Consider the following 15,599-nt stretch of genomic DNA (forward strand, 5'->3'; position numbering starts at 1 on the left):
AATGAATTACGTGTTCACTCTTGAGACTTGGTATTCATTTTTCGTCCGAGGACGTCAAGAATCCGTATCTTCGAGTGCCCACACAGATTGTCTGATAAATTGTTAAAGAGCAGTGCCGCTTCGCTTTTTCTCAGCGGCGCGGGGTGTGCATATTACGCTTTCCCGCTTCAGAGTCAAGCGTTTATTTTCGCTTTTCTCCGTGAGGTTCTGGTCTGAACCCCGCTGACCCGGCGGCCTGTGTGCCGTTGTTCCGTGTCAGTGGTGGCGCATTATAGGGAGTTATTTCTGCCTGACAAGAGGAAATTTAAAATAATTTTCTGAGTGCGCACTTTTTATTCTTTGCGTTTATTTTGCCGACGATTTGTTGGTTAAATGGGCTATTTCACGGGCAAAGTGCGCAACCTGCTCCCAGTCGGTGTACACCACTTCTTTACTGGTATCCGTTTCGCCGCCCGACATCTTCATAATAAGCTTGATCATCAGACGGTCATACCAGCGATAGCGGGGATAGCGAAGCGCGCCTGCAATGACGGCACAGTAGTCAGGTCGCCACGGAGAGCTCATTAAAAACTTACGCGCATAGCTGTTAGTCTGCGGCGTCCGTTTTTCAGCTTTACGCGCCACCAGGTTAACGGAATAAAAGGCGCTCGGCATTCCGTTCAACCGCGTGGCGTATTTCTTAACGAACTCCTGAAAGGCGCTGTGGTAATGGCCATAACGAATAGACGCGCCAATCACTACGCGATCATAGCAATCCCAGTCCGGTTCTTCTGCGCGATGCAGATTAACGACATCGGCCCAGATCCCCATCTCTTTGAGTTCAGAAGCCAGATAAGAGGCAATTTCGCGCGTTTGTCCGTCCCGGGTAGAGAAAAGAATCAATGTTTTCACGTGTTACTCCATTATTCACGCCAGAAAGTCGGGGTAAAAAGTACCAGCAAAGTGAATACTTCCAGACGACCAAATAGCATGTTGGCGATGAGTATCCATTTCGCAACCGGATTCATACTGGCGAAGTTATCAGCAACCACCCCCAGCCCCGGTCCCAGGTTATTAAGCGTAGCCACTACCGAGGCGAAAGCCGAGAAATCATCTACGCCTGTAGCGATAATGGCCAGCATACTGACGATAAATACCAGCGCGTAGGCAGAAAAGAATCCCCAGACGGCTTCCAGAATACGTTCTGGCAGCGCCCGGTTCCCCAGCTTAATACTGTAAACGGCATTCGGATGCACCAGACGTTTGAGTTCGCGGTTCCCCTGTTTAAACAACAACAGAATACGGATGACCTTTAACCCCCCGCCCGTTGACCCGGCGCAACCGCCAATAAACGCGGAACATAGCAGCAAGACGGGCAAAAACAGCGGCCAGCGCGCAATGCTGTCCGTGGTAAACCCTGCCGTTGTCGCCATCGACACAACCTGGAAGAATGCCTGATTTAGCGTTGTCAGCGCCGAGTCGTAGATATTATGGAACCACAGTACCAGCGTGCAGATCACCACCAGCGTCAACTGTACGCCGATGAACATGCGGAATTCCGGATCGCGCCAGTATACTTTCAGGCTACGCCCGCTTAATAAAGAGAAATGCAGGCCATAGTTACAACCGGAGATCAGCAGGAAAATAGCGATGATGGTATTAATAGTGGGACTATCAAAATAGCCTACGCTGGCGTCATGCGTTGAGAAGCCGCCGATAGCGATAGTGGAGAAGCTATGTCCGATAGCGTCAAACGCGGGCATCCCTGCAAACCATAGCGCCAGCGCGCAGGCTACCGTTAGCAAGACATAGATAAGCCACAGCGTTTTCGCCGTCTCGGCAATACGCGGGCGCATTTTGTTATCTTTCAGCGGCCCCGGCATTTCCGCCCGATAGAGCTGCATCCCCCCGACGCCGAGGATAGGGAGAATCGCCACCGCCAGCACAATGATCCCCATACCGCCAAACCATTGCAGCATCTGACGATAAAAGAGAATGGCGTGCGGTAATGAATCCAGCCCCACCAGCGTAGTGGCGCCCGTGGTGGTTAACCCGGAGAACGATTCAAAAAAAGCATCTGTAATGGTGAGGTTTGGGCTTTCCGAGAAAATAAACGGCAGCGCACCCACGCTGCCCAGCACGGTCCAGAACAGCACCACGATAAGAAATCCTTCGCGGGATTTCAGCTCGCCCTTTTCCCTACGGTTTGGCCACCACAGTATGGAACCGATCGCCAGCGCGACAAAAAAGGTCTGCGTGAACGCTCTTCCTGCGCCATCACGATATATTAGCGCTACCAGTCCCGGGAGAATCATTGTCCCCGAAAATAAGATAACCAGTAGTCCAACGATTCGGGTAATGGCGCGAAAATGCATCTCTGCCGCTTCCTTTATTCTTAAAAATGAGGTGGGGATTATTCTTCAATCGCTAACAATTGCAATGAACCACGGCTAAAATCCGCCAGTTTTGTGGAAAATGCATTCACATGAGCAAAAGGAAGCGCCACCCTGAGCCGAACAGACGCCTGATAATCGCTGGAAACGATCTTCCCGGCAAACTGTCCTAATAATGCTTCGATTCCGGCCAACTGACCGTACTCACACTGCAAAGTATATTCGGTTAATGGCGTCTTGCGTTGTGTGGCAAGCTGACGTAATGCCTGATTCACACCGCCGCCATAGGCTTTTACCAGCCCGCCCGTACCCAGCAGAATACCACCATAGTAGCGCACGACGACGGCAGTAATCTCTCCGACGCCGCTGCCCATCAATTGCGCAAGCATCGGCTTGCCTGCCGTTCCCGCCGGTTCGCCGTCGTCTGAAAAGCCCAGTTGCTGTGAGTCGTCCGGCGCCCCCGCCACCCACGCCACACAATGGTGGCGCGCATCAGGGTGCTCAGCTCTGACTGACTCAACAAACGCTTTCGCCGCGTCTACGCCATCGGTATGCGCCAATAGCGTAATAAAGCGGCTTTTTTTGATCTCTTCAACAACGGTGACCGGCGCTGCAGGGATTAACCAACTGTCCATTACGCCAGTTTTAAATCCCGCGTCATGTTTTCCACGCCGTTTTCGTGGATGACCACGTTATCTTCAATGCGAATACCGCCGAAAGGCTTGAGCGCTTCAATTTTCTGCCAGTTGAAGTGCTTGCTGAACGGCCCTTCGCGCCACGGCGCTAACAGCGATTCGATGAAGTAAATCCCCGGTTCGATGGTCAACACCATTCGCGGCTGTAACACACGCGTGCAGCGCAGATACGGGTATTTGGACGGCGCGGCGAGATGCGTACCGGAATCATCCTGCATAAACCCGGCCACATCGTGTACCTGCAGACCCAACGGATGACCAATACCGTGCGGCATAAACGGCCCGGTAAGATCATTTTCCACCATCGCCTCTTCACTCATGTCGGTAATGATTTGATGTTTACGCAGCAGCTTCGCGATGCGCTGATGGAACTGAATATGATAATCCACATAGCTGACGCCCGCCTTCATGGTAGCGATCAGCGCCAACTGTTCGTCGTTAACATCTTTCACCAGGTGGGCGTAGTCGTTATCGTTTTTCGCCGACCAGGTCCGCGTCAGATCCGCCGCGTAGCCGTTGTATTCCGCGCCCGCATCCAGCAGGAAACTGCGCATTTCAGACGGTGCCTGATGATCCAGTTTCGTGTAATGCAGCACGGCGGCATGTTCGTTCAGCGCCACAATGTTGCTGTATGGAACATCGGTATCGCGATGTCCTGTGGCGGTCAGGTACGCCAGGTTGATGTCAAACTCGCTCATGCCGGAACGGAAGGCTTCTTCCGCCGCACGATGACCACTCACCGCCATTTTCTGCGCTTCGCGCATACAGGCCAGTTCATAATCCGTTTTATAGGCGCGGTAGTAATGCAGATAGTCGATAACACCTTTCGGGTTGATGTTGCTGGCGGCGATATCCAATTGTAGCGCGCGCTCAGGAACCGGGCCGATATAGCCGATATTGCCACGCGCGGCAGGCAGTTGGCTGCCGATGCCATCCGCTTTCGGTAAGGCGACGACCTCGACTTCTTCTGTCCAGAAGGACGTTGGCAGCGGTTCAACGTTATGCCAGTAATCGACCGGCAGATAAAACCACAATTTGGGTTTGTTGACGCCATCGACCAGCAGCCAGCAATTTGGAACCTGAGTTACCGGCACCCACGCTTTAAACTGTGGATTGACCTTAAACGGATAAGGGTGATCGTCGAGAAAGACGTTGAATAGCTCGCCGGAGTGAATAAGTAACGCATCCAGCTTAAAGCGCGCCAAAACATCGCGCGTCCGTTCTTGTAAGGTAACGATATGATTTTTATAGAGCGCGGCCAGTGATTCCATTTTTTACCCTTCTGTTTTTTTGACCTCAAGTTCCCGCATCTTAGCACATCGCCCCACGAGAGCGTGATCTCTGCCGAGCGTGATCACATCGGCATTTCTTTAATCATTTATTTGCATTTTATTAACACAAAACACACACTTCGCTTCATCTGGTACGACCAGATCACCTTGTGGATTCAGGAGACTGACATGCTTTATAAAGGCGACACCCTGTACCTCGACTGGCTGGAAGATGGCATCGCCGAACTGGTGTTCGATGCTCCAGGCTCGGTCAATAAACTCGACACCGCAACCGTCGCCAGCCTCGGCCAGGCGCTTGAGGTGCTGGAAAAGCAACACGATTTAAAAGGGCTGCTGCTGCGCTCGAATAAAGCGGCCTTTATTGTCGGCGCGGACATCACCGAATTTCTTTCACTGTTCCTCGTCCCCGAAGAGCAGTTAAGCCAATGGCTGCATTTCGCTAACAGCGTCTTTAACCGTCTGGAAGATTTACCCGTACCGACCCTTGCCGCCGTAAACGGCTATGCGCTGGGCGGCGGGTGCGAATGCGTGCTGGCCACCGATTACCGTCTGGCGACGCCAGACCTCCGTATCGGTCTGCCGGAAACTAAACTGGGCATCATGCCGGGTTTCGGCGGCTCCGTTCGTCTGCCGCGTATGCTGGGCGCGGACAGCGCGCTGGAGATCATTGCCGCCGGGAAAGATGTCGGTGCTGAACACGCGCTGAAAATCGGCCTTGTGGACGGCGTGGTCAAACAAGAGAAGCTAATTGAAGGCGCGATAGCGGTGTTACGCCAGGCCATTACCGGCGATCTCGACTGGAGAGCTAAACGCCAGCCGAAACTGGAACCGTTGAAACTCAGCAAAATTGAAGCAGCGATGAGCTTTACCATCGCTAAAGGCATGGTCGCACAAACGGCGGGTAAACATTATCCGGCGCCGATGACCGCAGTGAAAACCATTGAAGCCGCCGCGCGTTTTGGTCGTGAAGAAGCGCTGAATCTGGAAAATAAAAGCTTTGTTCCGCTGGCGCATACCAATGAAGCTCGTGCGCTGGTCGGTATCTTCCTCAACGATCAATATGTAAAAGGTAAAGCCAAAAAGCTGACCAAAGATATTGAGACGCCGAAACAGGCAGCCGTACTGGGCGCGGGCATTATGGGCGGCGGTATCGCTTACCAGTCGGCCTGGAAAGGCGTACCGGTCATCATGAAAGATATCAACGATAAATCGTTGAACCTCGGCATGACCGAAGCGGCCAAGCTGCTGAACAAACAGCTGGAGCGCGGCAAGATCGACGGTCTGAAGCTGGCGGGCGTCATTTCGACCATCCACCCGACTCTCGATTATGCCGGTTTCGATCGCGTAGATGTTGTTGTCGAAGCGGTAGTCGAAAATCCGAAAGTCAAAAAAGCGGTACTGGCGGAAACCGAGCAGAAAGTGCGCCCGGAAACCGTGCTGGCCTCAAATACCTCCACCATCCCAATTGGCGAACTGGCTAGCGCCCTGGAACGTCCGGAAAACTTTTGCGGAATGCACTTCTTCAACCCGGTACACCGGATGCCGCTGGTTGAAATCATTCGCGGCGAGAAGAGTTCAGACGAAACCATTGCCAAAGTCGTCGCCTGGGCCAGCAAAATGGGCAAGACACCGATTGTAGTTAACGACTGCCCCGGCTTCTTTGTTAACCGCGTGCTGTTCCCCTATTTCGCCGGTTTCAGTCAACTGCTGCGCGACGGCGCGGATTTCCGCAAAGTCGATAAAGTGATGGAAAAACAGTTCGGCTGGCCGATGGGCCCGGCCTATCTGCTCGACGTGGTGGGTATTGATACCGCCCACCACGCGCAGGCGGTAATGGCGGCAGGCTTCCCGCAACGGATGCAGAAAGAGTATCGCGACGCGATCGACGCATTGTTTGACGCCAGCCGTTTTGGGCAAAAAAACGGTCTGGGCTTCTGGCGCTATAAAGAAGACAGCAAGGGTAAGCCGAAGAAAGAAGAAGATGCTGCGGTGGATGACCTGCTGGCAAGCGTCAGTCAGCCGAAACGCGACTTCAGCGACGACGAGATAATCGCCCGTATGATGATCCCGATGATTAACGAAGTGGTTCGCTGTCTGGAAGAAGGCATTATCGCAAGCCCGGCGGAAGCCGATATGGCGCTGGTCTACGGCCTGGGCTTCCCTCCGTTCCACGGCGGCGCATTTCGCTGGCTGGATACACAGGGCAGCGCGAAATATCTTGATATGGCGCAGCAGTATCAACACCTCGGCCCGCTGTATGAAGTGCCGGAAGGGCTGCGTAATAAAGCGCGCCATAACGAACCGTATTATCCCCCGGTTGAACCAGCCCGTCCGGTTGGTTCTCTGAAAACGGCTTAAGGAGTCACAATGGAACAGGTTGTCATTGTCGATGCTATTCGCACCCCGATGGGCCGTTCGAAGGGCGGCGCGTTTCGCAACGTGCGGGCAGAAGATCTCTCCGCCCACTTAATGCGTAGCCTGCTGGCGCGTAATCCGTCGCTTACAGCGGCCACCCTCGATGATATTTACTGGGGCTGCGTACAACAAACGCTGGAGCAAGGCTTCAACATTGCCCGTAACGCCGCGCTGCTGGCAGAAATTCCCCATTCGGTACCGGCGGTCACCGTCAACCGTCTGTGTGGTTCCTCGATGCAGGCGTTACACGATGCAGCGCGAATGATCATGACCGGCGATGCGCAGGTTTGTCTGGTTGGCGGCGTGGAGCATATGGGGCACGTGCCGATGAGTCACGGTGTGGATTTTCACCCGGGTCTGAGTCGCAACGTCGCCAAAGCGGCAGGGATGATGGGGCTAACGGCGGAAATGCTCTCCCGCCTGCACGGCATTAGCCGGGAAATGCAGGACCAGTTCGCCGCGCGTTCTCACGCTCGCGCCTGGGCCGCCACGCAGTCTGGCGCATTCAAAACGGAGATTATCCCGACTGGCGGTCATGATGCAGACGGCGTGTTGAAGCAGTTTAGCTACGATGAAGTGATCCGCCCGGAAACCACGGTCGAAGCGCTATCAACGCTGCGTCCGGCATTTGATCCGGTTAGTGGCACGGTCACGGCGGGCACCTCATCCGCGCTTTCCGATGGCGCAGCCGCCATGCTGGTAATGAGCGAAAGTCGTGCCCGTGAGCTGGGCCTGAAACCTCGCGCCCGTATTCGCTCAATGGCAGTGGTGGGTTGTGATCCGTCAATTATGGGTTACGGGCCGGTTCCGGCGTCAAAACTGGCGTTGAAAAAAGCGGGACTGTCAGCCAGCGATATCGATGTGTTTGAGATGAACGAAGCGTTTGCCGCACAGATCCTGCCATGCATTAAGGATCTGGGATTGATGGAGCAGATAGACGAGAAGATCAACCTCAACGGCGGCGCGATCGCGCTTGGTCATCCGCTCGGCTGCTCCGGAGCACGTATCAGCACCACGCTTATCAACCTGATGGAGCGCAAAGACGCGCAGTTTGGTCTGGCGACGATGTGTATTGGTCTGGGTCAGGGCATCGCCACGGTGTTTGAGCGGGTTTAATCAAAGATAATATCCCCTAAATAACTCGCATTGCAGCGCAGCGGCAACTGAGCGAATCCCCGGGCACATAGATAACTATGTGCCCGGGGTGAGCAAAGGCAGCCAACAAAGAGGCTGCGCGAATTATGACGGGAAACAGTTTAGTTGCCGTTTTTCCCGCCCGTCAGGGGCGGGTTTTTTCACCGTATGGCCCGCTCTACTCAGTAAGCGCTTTGGTCAGGCTAAATGGCATAGCCTGATATCCACGCGCACCATGTATTTGCATTTCGACCGCAGGCTCTTTTTCTCCCCATTTGAACTCTTCCAGATACGGATTAGGTAAGCTGGTAAATGCGCCTACCGACAAATCAAACGCACCACCTGCTGTTGCGGAATACACGAACACAGAATTCTTGTCAGTCTGGTACTCGGTGATAGAGGTTACCGGGCTAAACCACTCGTTCCCGCGCTCTTTACCGTATTGCCAGATCTGTTGGACTGTCTTGTTTTTCTGGTCGATTTTGTAAATCACGGAGCGGCTGTATTTCATACTCTGCATAGCAGGCTGTTCTAAGCCGCGGCCATCGCCATTGTCGAAAGCGGAAAGGTATAAGATATCGCCTTTACTCTTACTATCAATTTTAAAAGCCGTATGTTGCGTCCATGTCCAGTCGAAGTCACCCTCGCAGCCACTGTCCTGGCAAGCGATTTTTTGGCCTTTGCTATCCACTGGCGTCAGAATTGCGGCATTAAATGGCGCTTTCCAGCCAGCAGGCGTACCCAGTATCCACTTCACTTTCTTATCGCGGCCGATTTTGATAATCGCACTCTGGTGGCGGGAGCTGATGATGATGGAATCATCTTCACTGTCATAGTCGACGCTGTTGACATGCGCCCAGTTGCGGCCAGCCCCACTACCCACGATATCCCCGAATTTGTCGGAGGAGTCCAGCGCCGCCAGATCTTCTTCGCTCAACGTATGGCCGGACTGGCTGGCGTCGATATTCAGGCACACAGCGCCCTGATCGAGAGTTTTCATTATCACATCACGATAAGGATCGAGGATATCAAACAGACGCCATTCATCCACTACCACGCCGTTCTGATCAACTTCGGCAATCACATCACGCACGGTACGAACATTTTTCCCATCAGGGCGTTTATAGTTAGAGCTGGCTACACGCAGGAAGTAGTGACCGTTGGCCGCGTTATCCATTGAGTGTGAAAAATCGTTATAATTATCCGGCAGGCGGCGGTTAAAGATTTCACGCCCCATGATATCGTATTTCACATAACGCTGACCGTAGCCCCACGATAGTGCGCCATCCTGGTTTTGTTTAAAGCCCATCATAACGCCAGCACGATAAATTGACTTTAAATCATAAATTGAACTTGGATTCATAAACCAACGAATATCACCGGAGGTGTCGATAATAGCGTTAGCTGTAGTGAAGTTCCATTCTAATGCACCCCCAGTAGGGTTATTCCAGACAGTACGCGTTCCATTCCCAGACTTATCTTTCGTATTATTCAAAAGATACAAGCGATCTTTAAATTCTGGGGAAACCTTTTTAACATCGATAGTAAAGAGTGCTGATTGTTCTTCTTTTGTACCCGCTGATTCAATATAGGCAGGCGGCGCATACATTTTATAGCTTTCTTTTACATTTTCGGTTTTACTACCCTGGATCCTTGTATATTCAACTTCAACGGTATTGACATAATCCGGGTAAAGACCAAAGACGGGAATACCGCCATACGTTAAAAGGTATTTATTATTAACTTTATACGCGATCTCCTGGCCATTTTCTTTGGGTACAATCCGTACATGCACGTCACGTAACTGGTAACCGCCATTACGAATAACGGCGGTTAGCGGCGCGATATCATAGGGGTTCATAACAACTTCGCCAATTTTTCCCTGGACCTGATAGTCCACTTTAGCGCCGCTGGCGCCGCCGATGGCGAAAGCAGTAGAAGGTACTGATGACAAAATTGCAACAGATAATGCGAGAGAAGTTAAAGCATATTTAAATTTCATAACACTCTCCATCTTATAAATAAATAACTAACTTTCCATTTTATGTTTCTTTTATAAAAATAAATGAAGCATATATAATTAACTATTTTTATTGATAGCCTCAGGACATAATATTACTTAATTTATTACACGCAATACAAAGCCTGTAGATATTCAATATCATAAGGTTTTATAGTTGACGATTAATTAATATTTAAGAGGACTTTTAGGTAGGCTAACGTAAAAAGGGACGCTACTGCGTCCCATAAAATAGTTAAATAAATGCGAACGCATCGCCAAACAGACGATCTTCCCGCGCGTTACGCTCATGACAGAACAGATCGCGGGCGATTTTCGCCATCTCAAAACGTCCGGCAATATAAATATCGTGCCCCGCCAGCGTACCATAATCCTGCAATACCGCCGTAAGTACCGTTCCTGTACGTCCACGCCAGCCTTCTTCCGGCTGCTCGACAACAGGTTCAATACGCAAATTCGGATGGTTAACAGAGAGTGCTTCCAGCTCAGAGAGATCATAGAGGTGCTTTTCTTCGCGGCCGCCCCAGTAAATGGTAACATCGCGGGCCGGGTTGCGCGCTAACGCCGTCAACAGGATGGAGCGCGCATAAGAAAAGCCCGTACCGCCCGCGATCAGAATCAACGGACGCTCTTCATCGTCACGTAGCCAGGCGTCGCCATGCGGAATATCGACGACGATTTCCCGGTCTTTCAGAATTCGATCCATGACCGCCATCGCATACAGATTGAGCTCGGAAGCGCCAATGTGTAATTCAATAAACCCTTTCTCGTCCGGCGTTGAGGCCATCGAAAACGGGCGTTTGTCACGCTCGTCCATTACGACCATCAAATACTGACCAGCGCGGAATGTAAACGCCGCGTCCGGCACTAAACGAACCCGATATACGGTATCGGTGATAGCTTCTACCGAGGTCACTTTACAGCTTAAGGTTGTCATGCGCTCCCTCTGTCGGGTGTCGGGTCAATACCGACATTTTTCAAGCCGAGTCGCCGCAGCCTGAAATGTCGATGTCCGCTTTCAGTTATTTAAAGATAGCCAGCTCATCCCAAATCGCATCAATACGCGCGGTAACTTCAGGATCTTTAACAATAGGGCGACCCCACTCGCGTTGGGTTTCGCCCGGCCATTTGTTTGTGGCATCCAGCCCCATTTTTGAACCCAGCCCGGAGACCGGCGAGGCAAAATCCAGGTAGTCAATCGGCGTATTTTCAACCAGCACCGTATCCCGCGCAGGGTCCATACGGGTGGTAATCGCCCAGATCACATCATTCCAGTCGCGTGCGTTAACGTCATCATCGCAAACGATAACAAATTTCGTATACATAAACTGGCGCAAAAACGACCAGACGCCCATCATGACGCGTTTCGCATGACCAGCGTACTGCTTTTTCATCGTCACTACCGCCAGGCGGTAAGAACACCCTTCCGGCGGCAGATAAAAGTCGACGATTTCCGGAAACTGTTTTTGCAGAATAGGCACGAAGACTTCATTGAGCGCCACCCCTAATACCGCAGGCTCATCGGGCGGACGCCCGGTATAGGTGGAGTGATAGATGGCATCCTCACGCTGCGTAATATGCGTGACGGTAAAGACCGGAAAGTTATCCACTTCATTATAATAGCCCGTATGATCGCCATACGGTCCTTCCGGCGCCATCTCTCCCGGCTCAATGTAACCTTCAAGGATAATCTCGGCGCTGGCAGGCACTTCCAGATCGTTAGAAAGGCATTTAACCACTTCAGTTTTCGTGCCGCGCAGCAGGCCCGCAAAGGCATACTCCGACAGAGTATCGGGAACAGGAGTCACGGCGCCAAGTATCGTCGCCGGATCGGCGCCCAATGCGACGGAGACCGGGAAACGTTCACCCGGACGCGCGGCTAACCACTCCTGAAAATCCAGCGCGCCGCCGCGGTGAGACAGCCAGCGCATAATCAGCTTATTTTTACCTATCAACTGCTGACGATAAATGCCCAGGTTTTGCCGTTCTTTGTGCGGGCCACGCGTTACCGTCAGTCCCCAGGTAATCAGCGGCGCGGCGTCGTCCGGCCAACAGGTCATGACAGGAAGACGCGTTAAATCGACATCATCGCCAGACGCGATTTTCTGCTGGCAAGGCGCGCCGCGTAACCGTTTCGTCGGCATATTCAGCACTTGCTTAAACTGCGGCAGCTTGTCAAACAGATCGCGAAAGCCTTTCGGCGGCTCAGGTTCTTTCAGAAACGCTAATAATTTACCCACTTCCCGTAATGCGGAAACATCATCCTGCCCCATGCCCATCGCCACGCGTTTTGGCGTGCCAAAAAGGTTGCACAGCACCGGCATGGAGTAACCTTTAGGATTTTCAAACAGCAACGCCGGTCCACCGGCACGCAGCGTGCGGTCAGCGATTTCCGTGATTTCCAGATGAGGATCCACAGGTAGCGTGATGCGTTTTAGTTCCCCCTGCTGCTCAAGTAGCGTCAGGAAGTCGCGTAAATCGTGATATTTCATGGCGTCCATTGTAGCCTCTTGGTAAGCGCATCATTATACGGCGTTCATCATCGGGATGCTGTATTTTTGTTAAATTAGCGTGAACTCTGGCAACCAACGCTAATCCAGATACGGCTTAAAGGATGAAGTGTATAATTAACTTCGCGCATGGCTTTTGCTATGCTTGCGCCCCGAACAAGCGGATAAGAGTCATTATGCAATCCTGGTATTTACTGTACTGCAAACGCGGGCAACTTCAGCGTGCTCAGGAACACCTCGAAAGACAAGCGGTAAGTTGCCTGACACCGATGATCACCCTGGAAAAAATGGTACGCGGAAAACGTACCTCCGTCAGCGAACCGCTCTTTCCTAATTATCTGTTCGTTGAATTTGATCCGGAAGTGATACATACCACTACAATCAACGCCACGCGCGGCGTCAGCCATTTTGTGCGCTTTGGCGCGCATCCTGCGATCGTGCCTTCCAGCGTTATTCATCAGCTTTCTATCTACAAGCCCGAAGGCGTTGTCGATCCTGAAACCCCCTATCCCGGCGATAGCGTCATCATCACGGAAGGCGCATTTGAAGGGCTGAAAGCGATTTTTACCGAACCGGATGGCGAAACGCGTTCGATGTTACTGCTTAATTTACTCAATAAAGAAGTGAAGCAGAGCGTAAAAAACACCGGTTTTCGCAAGATTTAGCGATCGTTCAGAATACGACCTCAAATAAGGTTCTGGCGTTGGCATCTGTCATCGCCGCTAACCATTGCGGATCTTCACCACGCCATAGCGCAATGCGTTCCAGGATGTGAGGCAGATACGCGGGCTCGTTGCGTCGTGACGTTGGTTTCGGCGTAAGATCGCGAGGCAACAGATACGGCGCGTCGGTTTCTATCAGTAGCTTTTCCGCTGGAATAAACGGTAAGAGTTCACGTAGCTCAAGCCCGCGTCGTTCGTCGCAAACCCACCCGGTAATACCGATATAGAGCCCTCTGTCCACACAGGCCTGCATTTGCTGGCGTGAACCGGTAAAGCAGTGCAGTATTGCACCCGGAAGACTATCCAGCCAGGGATCAAGCAATGCCAGAAATCGCTCATGCGCGTCCCGGCAGTGCATAAAGATTGGCATCTGTAATTCGGCGGCAATTTGTAGCTGCGCCTGAAAGGCACGCTCCTGCTCCTGCGGCGTGGAAAAATTACGATTGAAATCCAGCCCGCACTCACCGATAGCGACGACTTCCGGCTGGTTCGCCAGCGCAATAATGGCGTCTTCAGACGCGGGTGACCACTGACTGCTGTCATGGGGATGGACGCCAGCCGTCGACCAACAATGGGGGTAGCGCCGCGCCAGTTTTAACGCCTGCTGACTTTCATGGATGTTCGTTCCGGTCAGTAGCATACCTTTTACTCCCGCCGCAAACGCACGGGCGACCACATCATCACGATCTTTTGCAAACTGGCTACTGGTTAAATTAACGCCAATATCAAACATGCTTGCCCCCATATGACAACCGCCCTGGCGGGCGGTTGTGTTTAGTCTTCAGTGTGCTCGGCCTTTTCGGTTTCGGCCTCGTTATCTTCGTCGCGCGTCCGTCGCTTACCGACATAAAAGCGTGAGCAGAAAACGCCAATTTCAAACAGGCAGTACATCGGTATCGCCAGCAACGTTTGCGAGAAAACATCTGGCGGCGTAAGCAGCATTCCCACAATGAATGCCCCGACCAGGATATAAGGCCGTTTTTTACGTAAATCTTCTGGCGTGGTGATGCCCATCCAGCACAGCAACACAATCGCCACCGGCACTTCAAAGGCTACGCCAAAGGCCATAAAAAGCGCCATGACAAAGCTAAGATAGCTGGCGATATCTGTCGAAACCTGTACCCCTTCCGGCGCCGTATGCGTCAGGAAACCAAAGGCCAAAGGGAATACGACAAAATAGGCGAAGGCCATACCAATGTAGAAAAGCAGCGAGCTGGATACCAGCAGCGGTACGACCAGACGACGCTCATGCTTATACAGCGCCGGGGCGATAAAGGCCCAAACCTGGTACAAAATGACAGGCGCGGATAAGATCAAAGACACCATGAAGGTGAGTTTGATAGGCGTAAAAAACGGCGACGCCACATCCGTCGCAATCATTGTCGCCCCTTGCGGCATCTGTTTAATCAGCGGTGCGGCGACTAAATGATAAATATCATTGGCGAAATAAATTAACGCCAGAAAAATCAGAAGTACTGCGACGATGCAGTTTAGCAGGCGCTTACGCAACTCGATCAGATGCGTGATAAGCGGTTGAGTATCTTCTACAGCCATGTTTACGGTTTATCACTCGACGAGGGGGAAGATTCGACAACAGGCGCAGCGGATTTCTTCTCGGCGTCTATCGTGGCTACGGAAGCGGTTTCCGTCGACTCAGGCTCGTTAGCTTTAACGGGCTCCGACTTTTGTTCCGGCGCGCTCACCTGTGTTTCAGCGGCGGCAGGGGTGACGCCCTCATGCTGCGTTTCGTTCCCTTTTACCACCGGATTATGGATGGTATGCGCTTCATCGCTCGCTTGTTCGGGATCGTTAGCGCTGTAGGTGCGTTTCATCGACTCCGCCGCCTGACGCAGTTCATCCATAGATGCTTTCAGTTCGGGAGTCAGATTTTCCAGGCTCGCCTTTTCGACTTTTTTCAGACTGTCCTGGAACTCCTGAAGTTTCAGTTCCTGAGTCAGTTCATTCTGAACCGTTGTCGCAAGGGACCGCAACGCGCGAATCCAGCCCGCTACCGTTTTTACCGCTACTGGCAATCGTTGCGGCCCCAACACAATGAGGCCGATAACGAACACTAACAGCAGTTCGCTAAAACCGATATCAAACACGGATTATACCTGCTCTTTATCTTGGCTTTTAGCGTCTTCCTTTTTCGCTTCGCCTTGCTTATCCGCGATAGATTTAGCGGTAAAATCAGCGTCCTGACTGGTTTTATCCTGTTTGGCATCATCATCGCTCATGGCCTTTTTAAAGCCTTTGATAGACGCGCCAAGATCGGAACCGATGGAACCGAGTTTTTTGGTGCCGAACAGCAGTACGACGATAACGGCAACAATCAACAACTGCCAAATACTGATACCACCCATACATGTTCCTCTGTGATAGATGATGAATTAATAGGGCCGCATTATACACATTATCCTTCGCGCTGCCTCTTTGTTA

The 15,599-nt window shown here is 52.1% G+C and carries 14 protein-coding genes; 3 read left to right on the forward strand and 11 right to left on the reverse strand.

Translation table 11 applies throughout. The features are described 5' to 3' along the window. Positions 1–345: 345 nt before the first annotated feature. Genes hemG through pepQ form a run of 4 tightly spaced genes read right to left on the reverse strand, consistent with a single transcriptional unit; the run spans position 346 to position 4,338 of the window. Positions 346–891, reverse strand: a complete 546-nt coding sequence (gene hemG, locus K8W53_RS22825; RefSeq protein ID WP_023223975.1) for a menaquinone-dependent protoporphyrinogen IX dehydrogenase — start codon at positions 889–891, stop codon at positions 346–348. Positions 892–902: 11 nt separating this feature from the next. Then, a complete protein-coding gene (gene trkH / locus K8W53_RS22830) occupies positions 903–2,354 on the reverse strand; it encodes a Trk system potassium transporter TrkH (RefSeq protein ID WP_000545688.1) in 1,452 nt (483 codons plus the stop codon). A gap of 38 nt (positions 2,355–2,392) precedes the next feature. Further along, the gene (locus K8W53_RS22835; protein WP_000378897.1) at positions 2,393–3,007 is read right to left on the reverse strand and encodes an IMPACT family protein; all 615 of its coding nucleotides are present in this window, start codon (positions 3,005–3,007) and stop codon (positions 2,393–2,395) included. Continuing rightward, positions 3,007–4,338, reverse strand: a complete 1,332-nt coding sequence (pepQ, locus tag K8W53_RS22840) for a Xaa-Pro dipeptidase (RefSeq protein WP_000444525.1) — start codon at positions 4,336–4,338, stop codon at positions 3,007–3,009. The genes K8W53_RS22835 and pepQ overlap by 1 nt, the downstream gene beginning before the upstream one ends. A gap of 189 nt (positions 4,339–4,527) precedes the next feature. Between pepQ and fadB the strand changes: the two genes are divergently transcribed. Beyond that, complete coding sequence (gene fadB / locus K8W53_RS22845; RefSeq protein WP_000966001.1) at positions 4,528–6,717, forward strand: fatty acid oxidation complex subunit alpha FadB; 2,190 nt, start codon at positions 4,528–4,530, stop codon at positions 6,715–6,717. Between the two features lie 9 nt (positions 6,718–6,726). After that, positions 6,727–7,890, forward strand: a complete 1,164-nt coding sequence (gene fadA / locus K8W53_RS22850) for an acetyl-CoA C-acyltransferase FadA (RefSeq protein ID WP_000438783.1) — start codon at positions 6,727–6,729, stop codon at positions 7,888–7,890. A gap of 196 nt (positions 7,891–8,086) precedes the next feature. On the opposite strand, the gene K8W53_RS22855 is transcribed toward fadA, so the two are convergent. The 3 genes from K8W53_RS22855 to ubiD all read right to left on the reverse strand — a co-directional run bounded on the left by K8W53_RS22855 (position 8,087) and on the right by ubiD (position 12,429). Further along, positions 8,087–9,910, reverse strand: a complete 1,824-nt coding sequence (locus tag K8W53_RS22855) for an aryl-sulfate sulfotransferase (RefSeq protein ID WP_000669901.1) — start codon at positions 9,908–9,910, stop codon at positions 8,087–8,089. 253 nt (positions 9,911–10,163) lie between these two features. Then, positions 10,164–10,865 (reverse strand): NAD(P)H-flavin reductase, encoded by a 702-nt coding sequence (gene fre, locus K8W53_RS22860; RefSeq protein WP_000209836.1) that lies wholly within the window; start codon positions 10,863–10,865, stop codon positions 10,164–10,166. Between the two features lie 85 nt (positions 10,866–10,950). Beyond that, positions 10,951–12,429 (reverse strand): 4-hydroxy-3-polyprenylbenzoate decarboxylase, encoded by a 1,479-nt coding sequence (ubiD, locus tag K8W53_RS22865; protein WP_024147914.1) that lies wholly within the window; start codon positions 12,427–12,429, stop codon positions 10,951–10,953. A 185-nt stretch (positions 12,430–12,614) separates the two neighbouring features. On the opposite strand from ubiD, the gene rfaH reads away from it, so the two are divergent. Then, positions 12,615–13,103 carry a transcription/translation regulatory transformer protein RfaH gene (gene rfaH / locus K8W53_RS22870; protein ID WP_001192410.1) on the forward strand — a complete coding sequence of 163 codons (489 nt, stop codon included), beginning with the start codon at positions 12,615–12,617 and terminating at the stop codon, positions 13,101–13,103. 7 nt (positions 13,104–13,110) lie between these two features. Here rfaH and tatD read toward each other — a convergent pair whose 3' ends face one another. From tatD to tatA, 4 genes are read right to left on the reverse strand one after another with little or no spacing between them, the layout of a single operon-like run. Continuing rightward, complete coding sequence (gene tatD, locus K8W53_RS22875; RefSeq protein ID WP_000459637.1) at positions 13,111–13,893, reverse strand: 3'-5' ssDNA/RNA exonuclease TatD; 783 nt, start codon at positions 13,891–13,893, stop codon at positions 13,111–13,113. Positions 13,894–13,934: 41 nt separating this feature from the next. Beyond that, positions 13,935–14,714, reverse strand: coding sequence for a Sec-independent protein translocase subunit TatC (tatC, locus tag K8W53_RS22880; protein ID WP_000257554.1), 780 nt, complete (start codon positions 14,712–14,714; stop codon positions 13,935–13,937). Positions 14,715–14,716: 2 nt separating this feature from the next. Then, entirely contained in the window at positions 14,717–15,265 is a 549-nt protein-coding gene (gene tatB / locus K8W53_RS22885) for a Sec-independent protein translocase protein TatB (RefSeq protein ID WP_058654860.1), read from the reverse strand. Between the two features lie 3 nt (positions 15,266–15,268). Next, positions 15,269–15,523 (reverse strand): Sec-independent protein translocase subunit TatA, encoded by a 255-nt coding sequence (gene tatA / locus K8W53_RS22890; protein ID WP_000508972.1) that lies wholly within the window; start codon positions 15,521–15,523, stop codon positions 15,269–15,271. Between the last annotated feature and the right edge of the window lie 76 nt (positions 15,524–15,599).

The organism is Salmonella sp. A29-2, from assembly GCF_020150755.1.
GTDB lineage: Bacteria > Pseudomonadota > Gammaproteobacteria > Enterobacterales > Enterobacteriaceae > Salmonella > Salmonella enterica.

What these genes read in the sequence shown, in the direction of transcription:
- fre (WP_000209836.1), bottom strand. Translation starts at nt 10,865, where the DNA reads ATGACAACCTTAAGCTGTAAAGTGACCTCGGTAGAAGCTATCACCGAT.
- K8W53_RS22835 (WP_000378897.1), bottom strand. Translation starts at nt 3,007, where the DNA reads ATGGACAGTTGGTTAATCCCTGCAGCGCCGGTCACCGTTGTTGAAGAG.
- pepQ (WP_000444525.1), bottom strand. Translation starts at nt 4,338, where the DNA reads ATGGAATCACTGGCCGCGCTCTATAAAAATCATATCGTTACCTTACAA.
- tatC (WP_000257554.1), bottom strand. Translation starts at nt 14,714, where the DNA reads ATGGCTGTAGAAGATACTCAACCGCTTATCACGCATCTGATCGAGTTG.
- tatA (WP_000508972.1), bottom strand. Translation starts at nt 15,523, where the DNA reads ATGGGTGGTATCAGTATTTGGCAGTTGTTGATTGTTGCCGTTATCGTC.
- rfaH (WP_001192410.1), top strand. Translation starts at nt 12,615, where the DNA reads ATGCAATCCTGGTATTTACTGTACTGCAAACGCGGGCAACTTCAGCGT.
- tatD (WP_000459637.1), bottom strand. Translation starts at nt 13,893, where the DNA reads ATGTTTGATATTGGCGTTAATTTAACCAGTAGCCAGTTTGCAAAAGAT.
- K8W53_RS22855 (WP_000669901.1), bottom strand. Translation starts at nt 9,910, where the DNA reads ATGAAATTTAAATATGCTTTAACTTCTCTCGCATTATCTGTTGCAATT.
- ubiD (WP_024147914.1), bottom strand. Translation starts at nt 12,429, where the DNA reads ATGGACGCCATGAAATATCACGATTTACGCGACTTCCTGACGCTACTT.
- trkH (WP_000545688.1), bottom strand. Translation starts at nt 2,354, where the DNA reads ATGCATTTTCGCGCCATTACCCGAATCGTTGGACTACTGGTTATCTTA.
- fadA (WP_000438783.1), top strand. Translation starts at nt 6,727, where the DNA reads ATGGAACAGGTTGTCATTGTCGATGCTATTCGCACCCCGATGGGCCGT.
- fadB (WP_000966001.1), top strand. Translation starts at nt 4,528, where the DNA reads ATGCTTTATAAAGGCGACACCCTGTACCTCGACTGGCTGGAAGATGGC.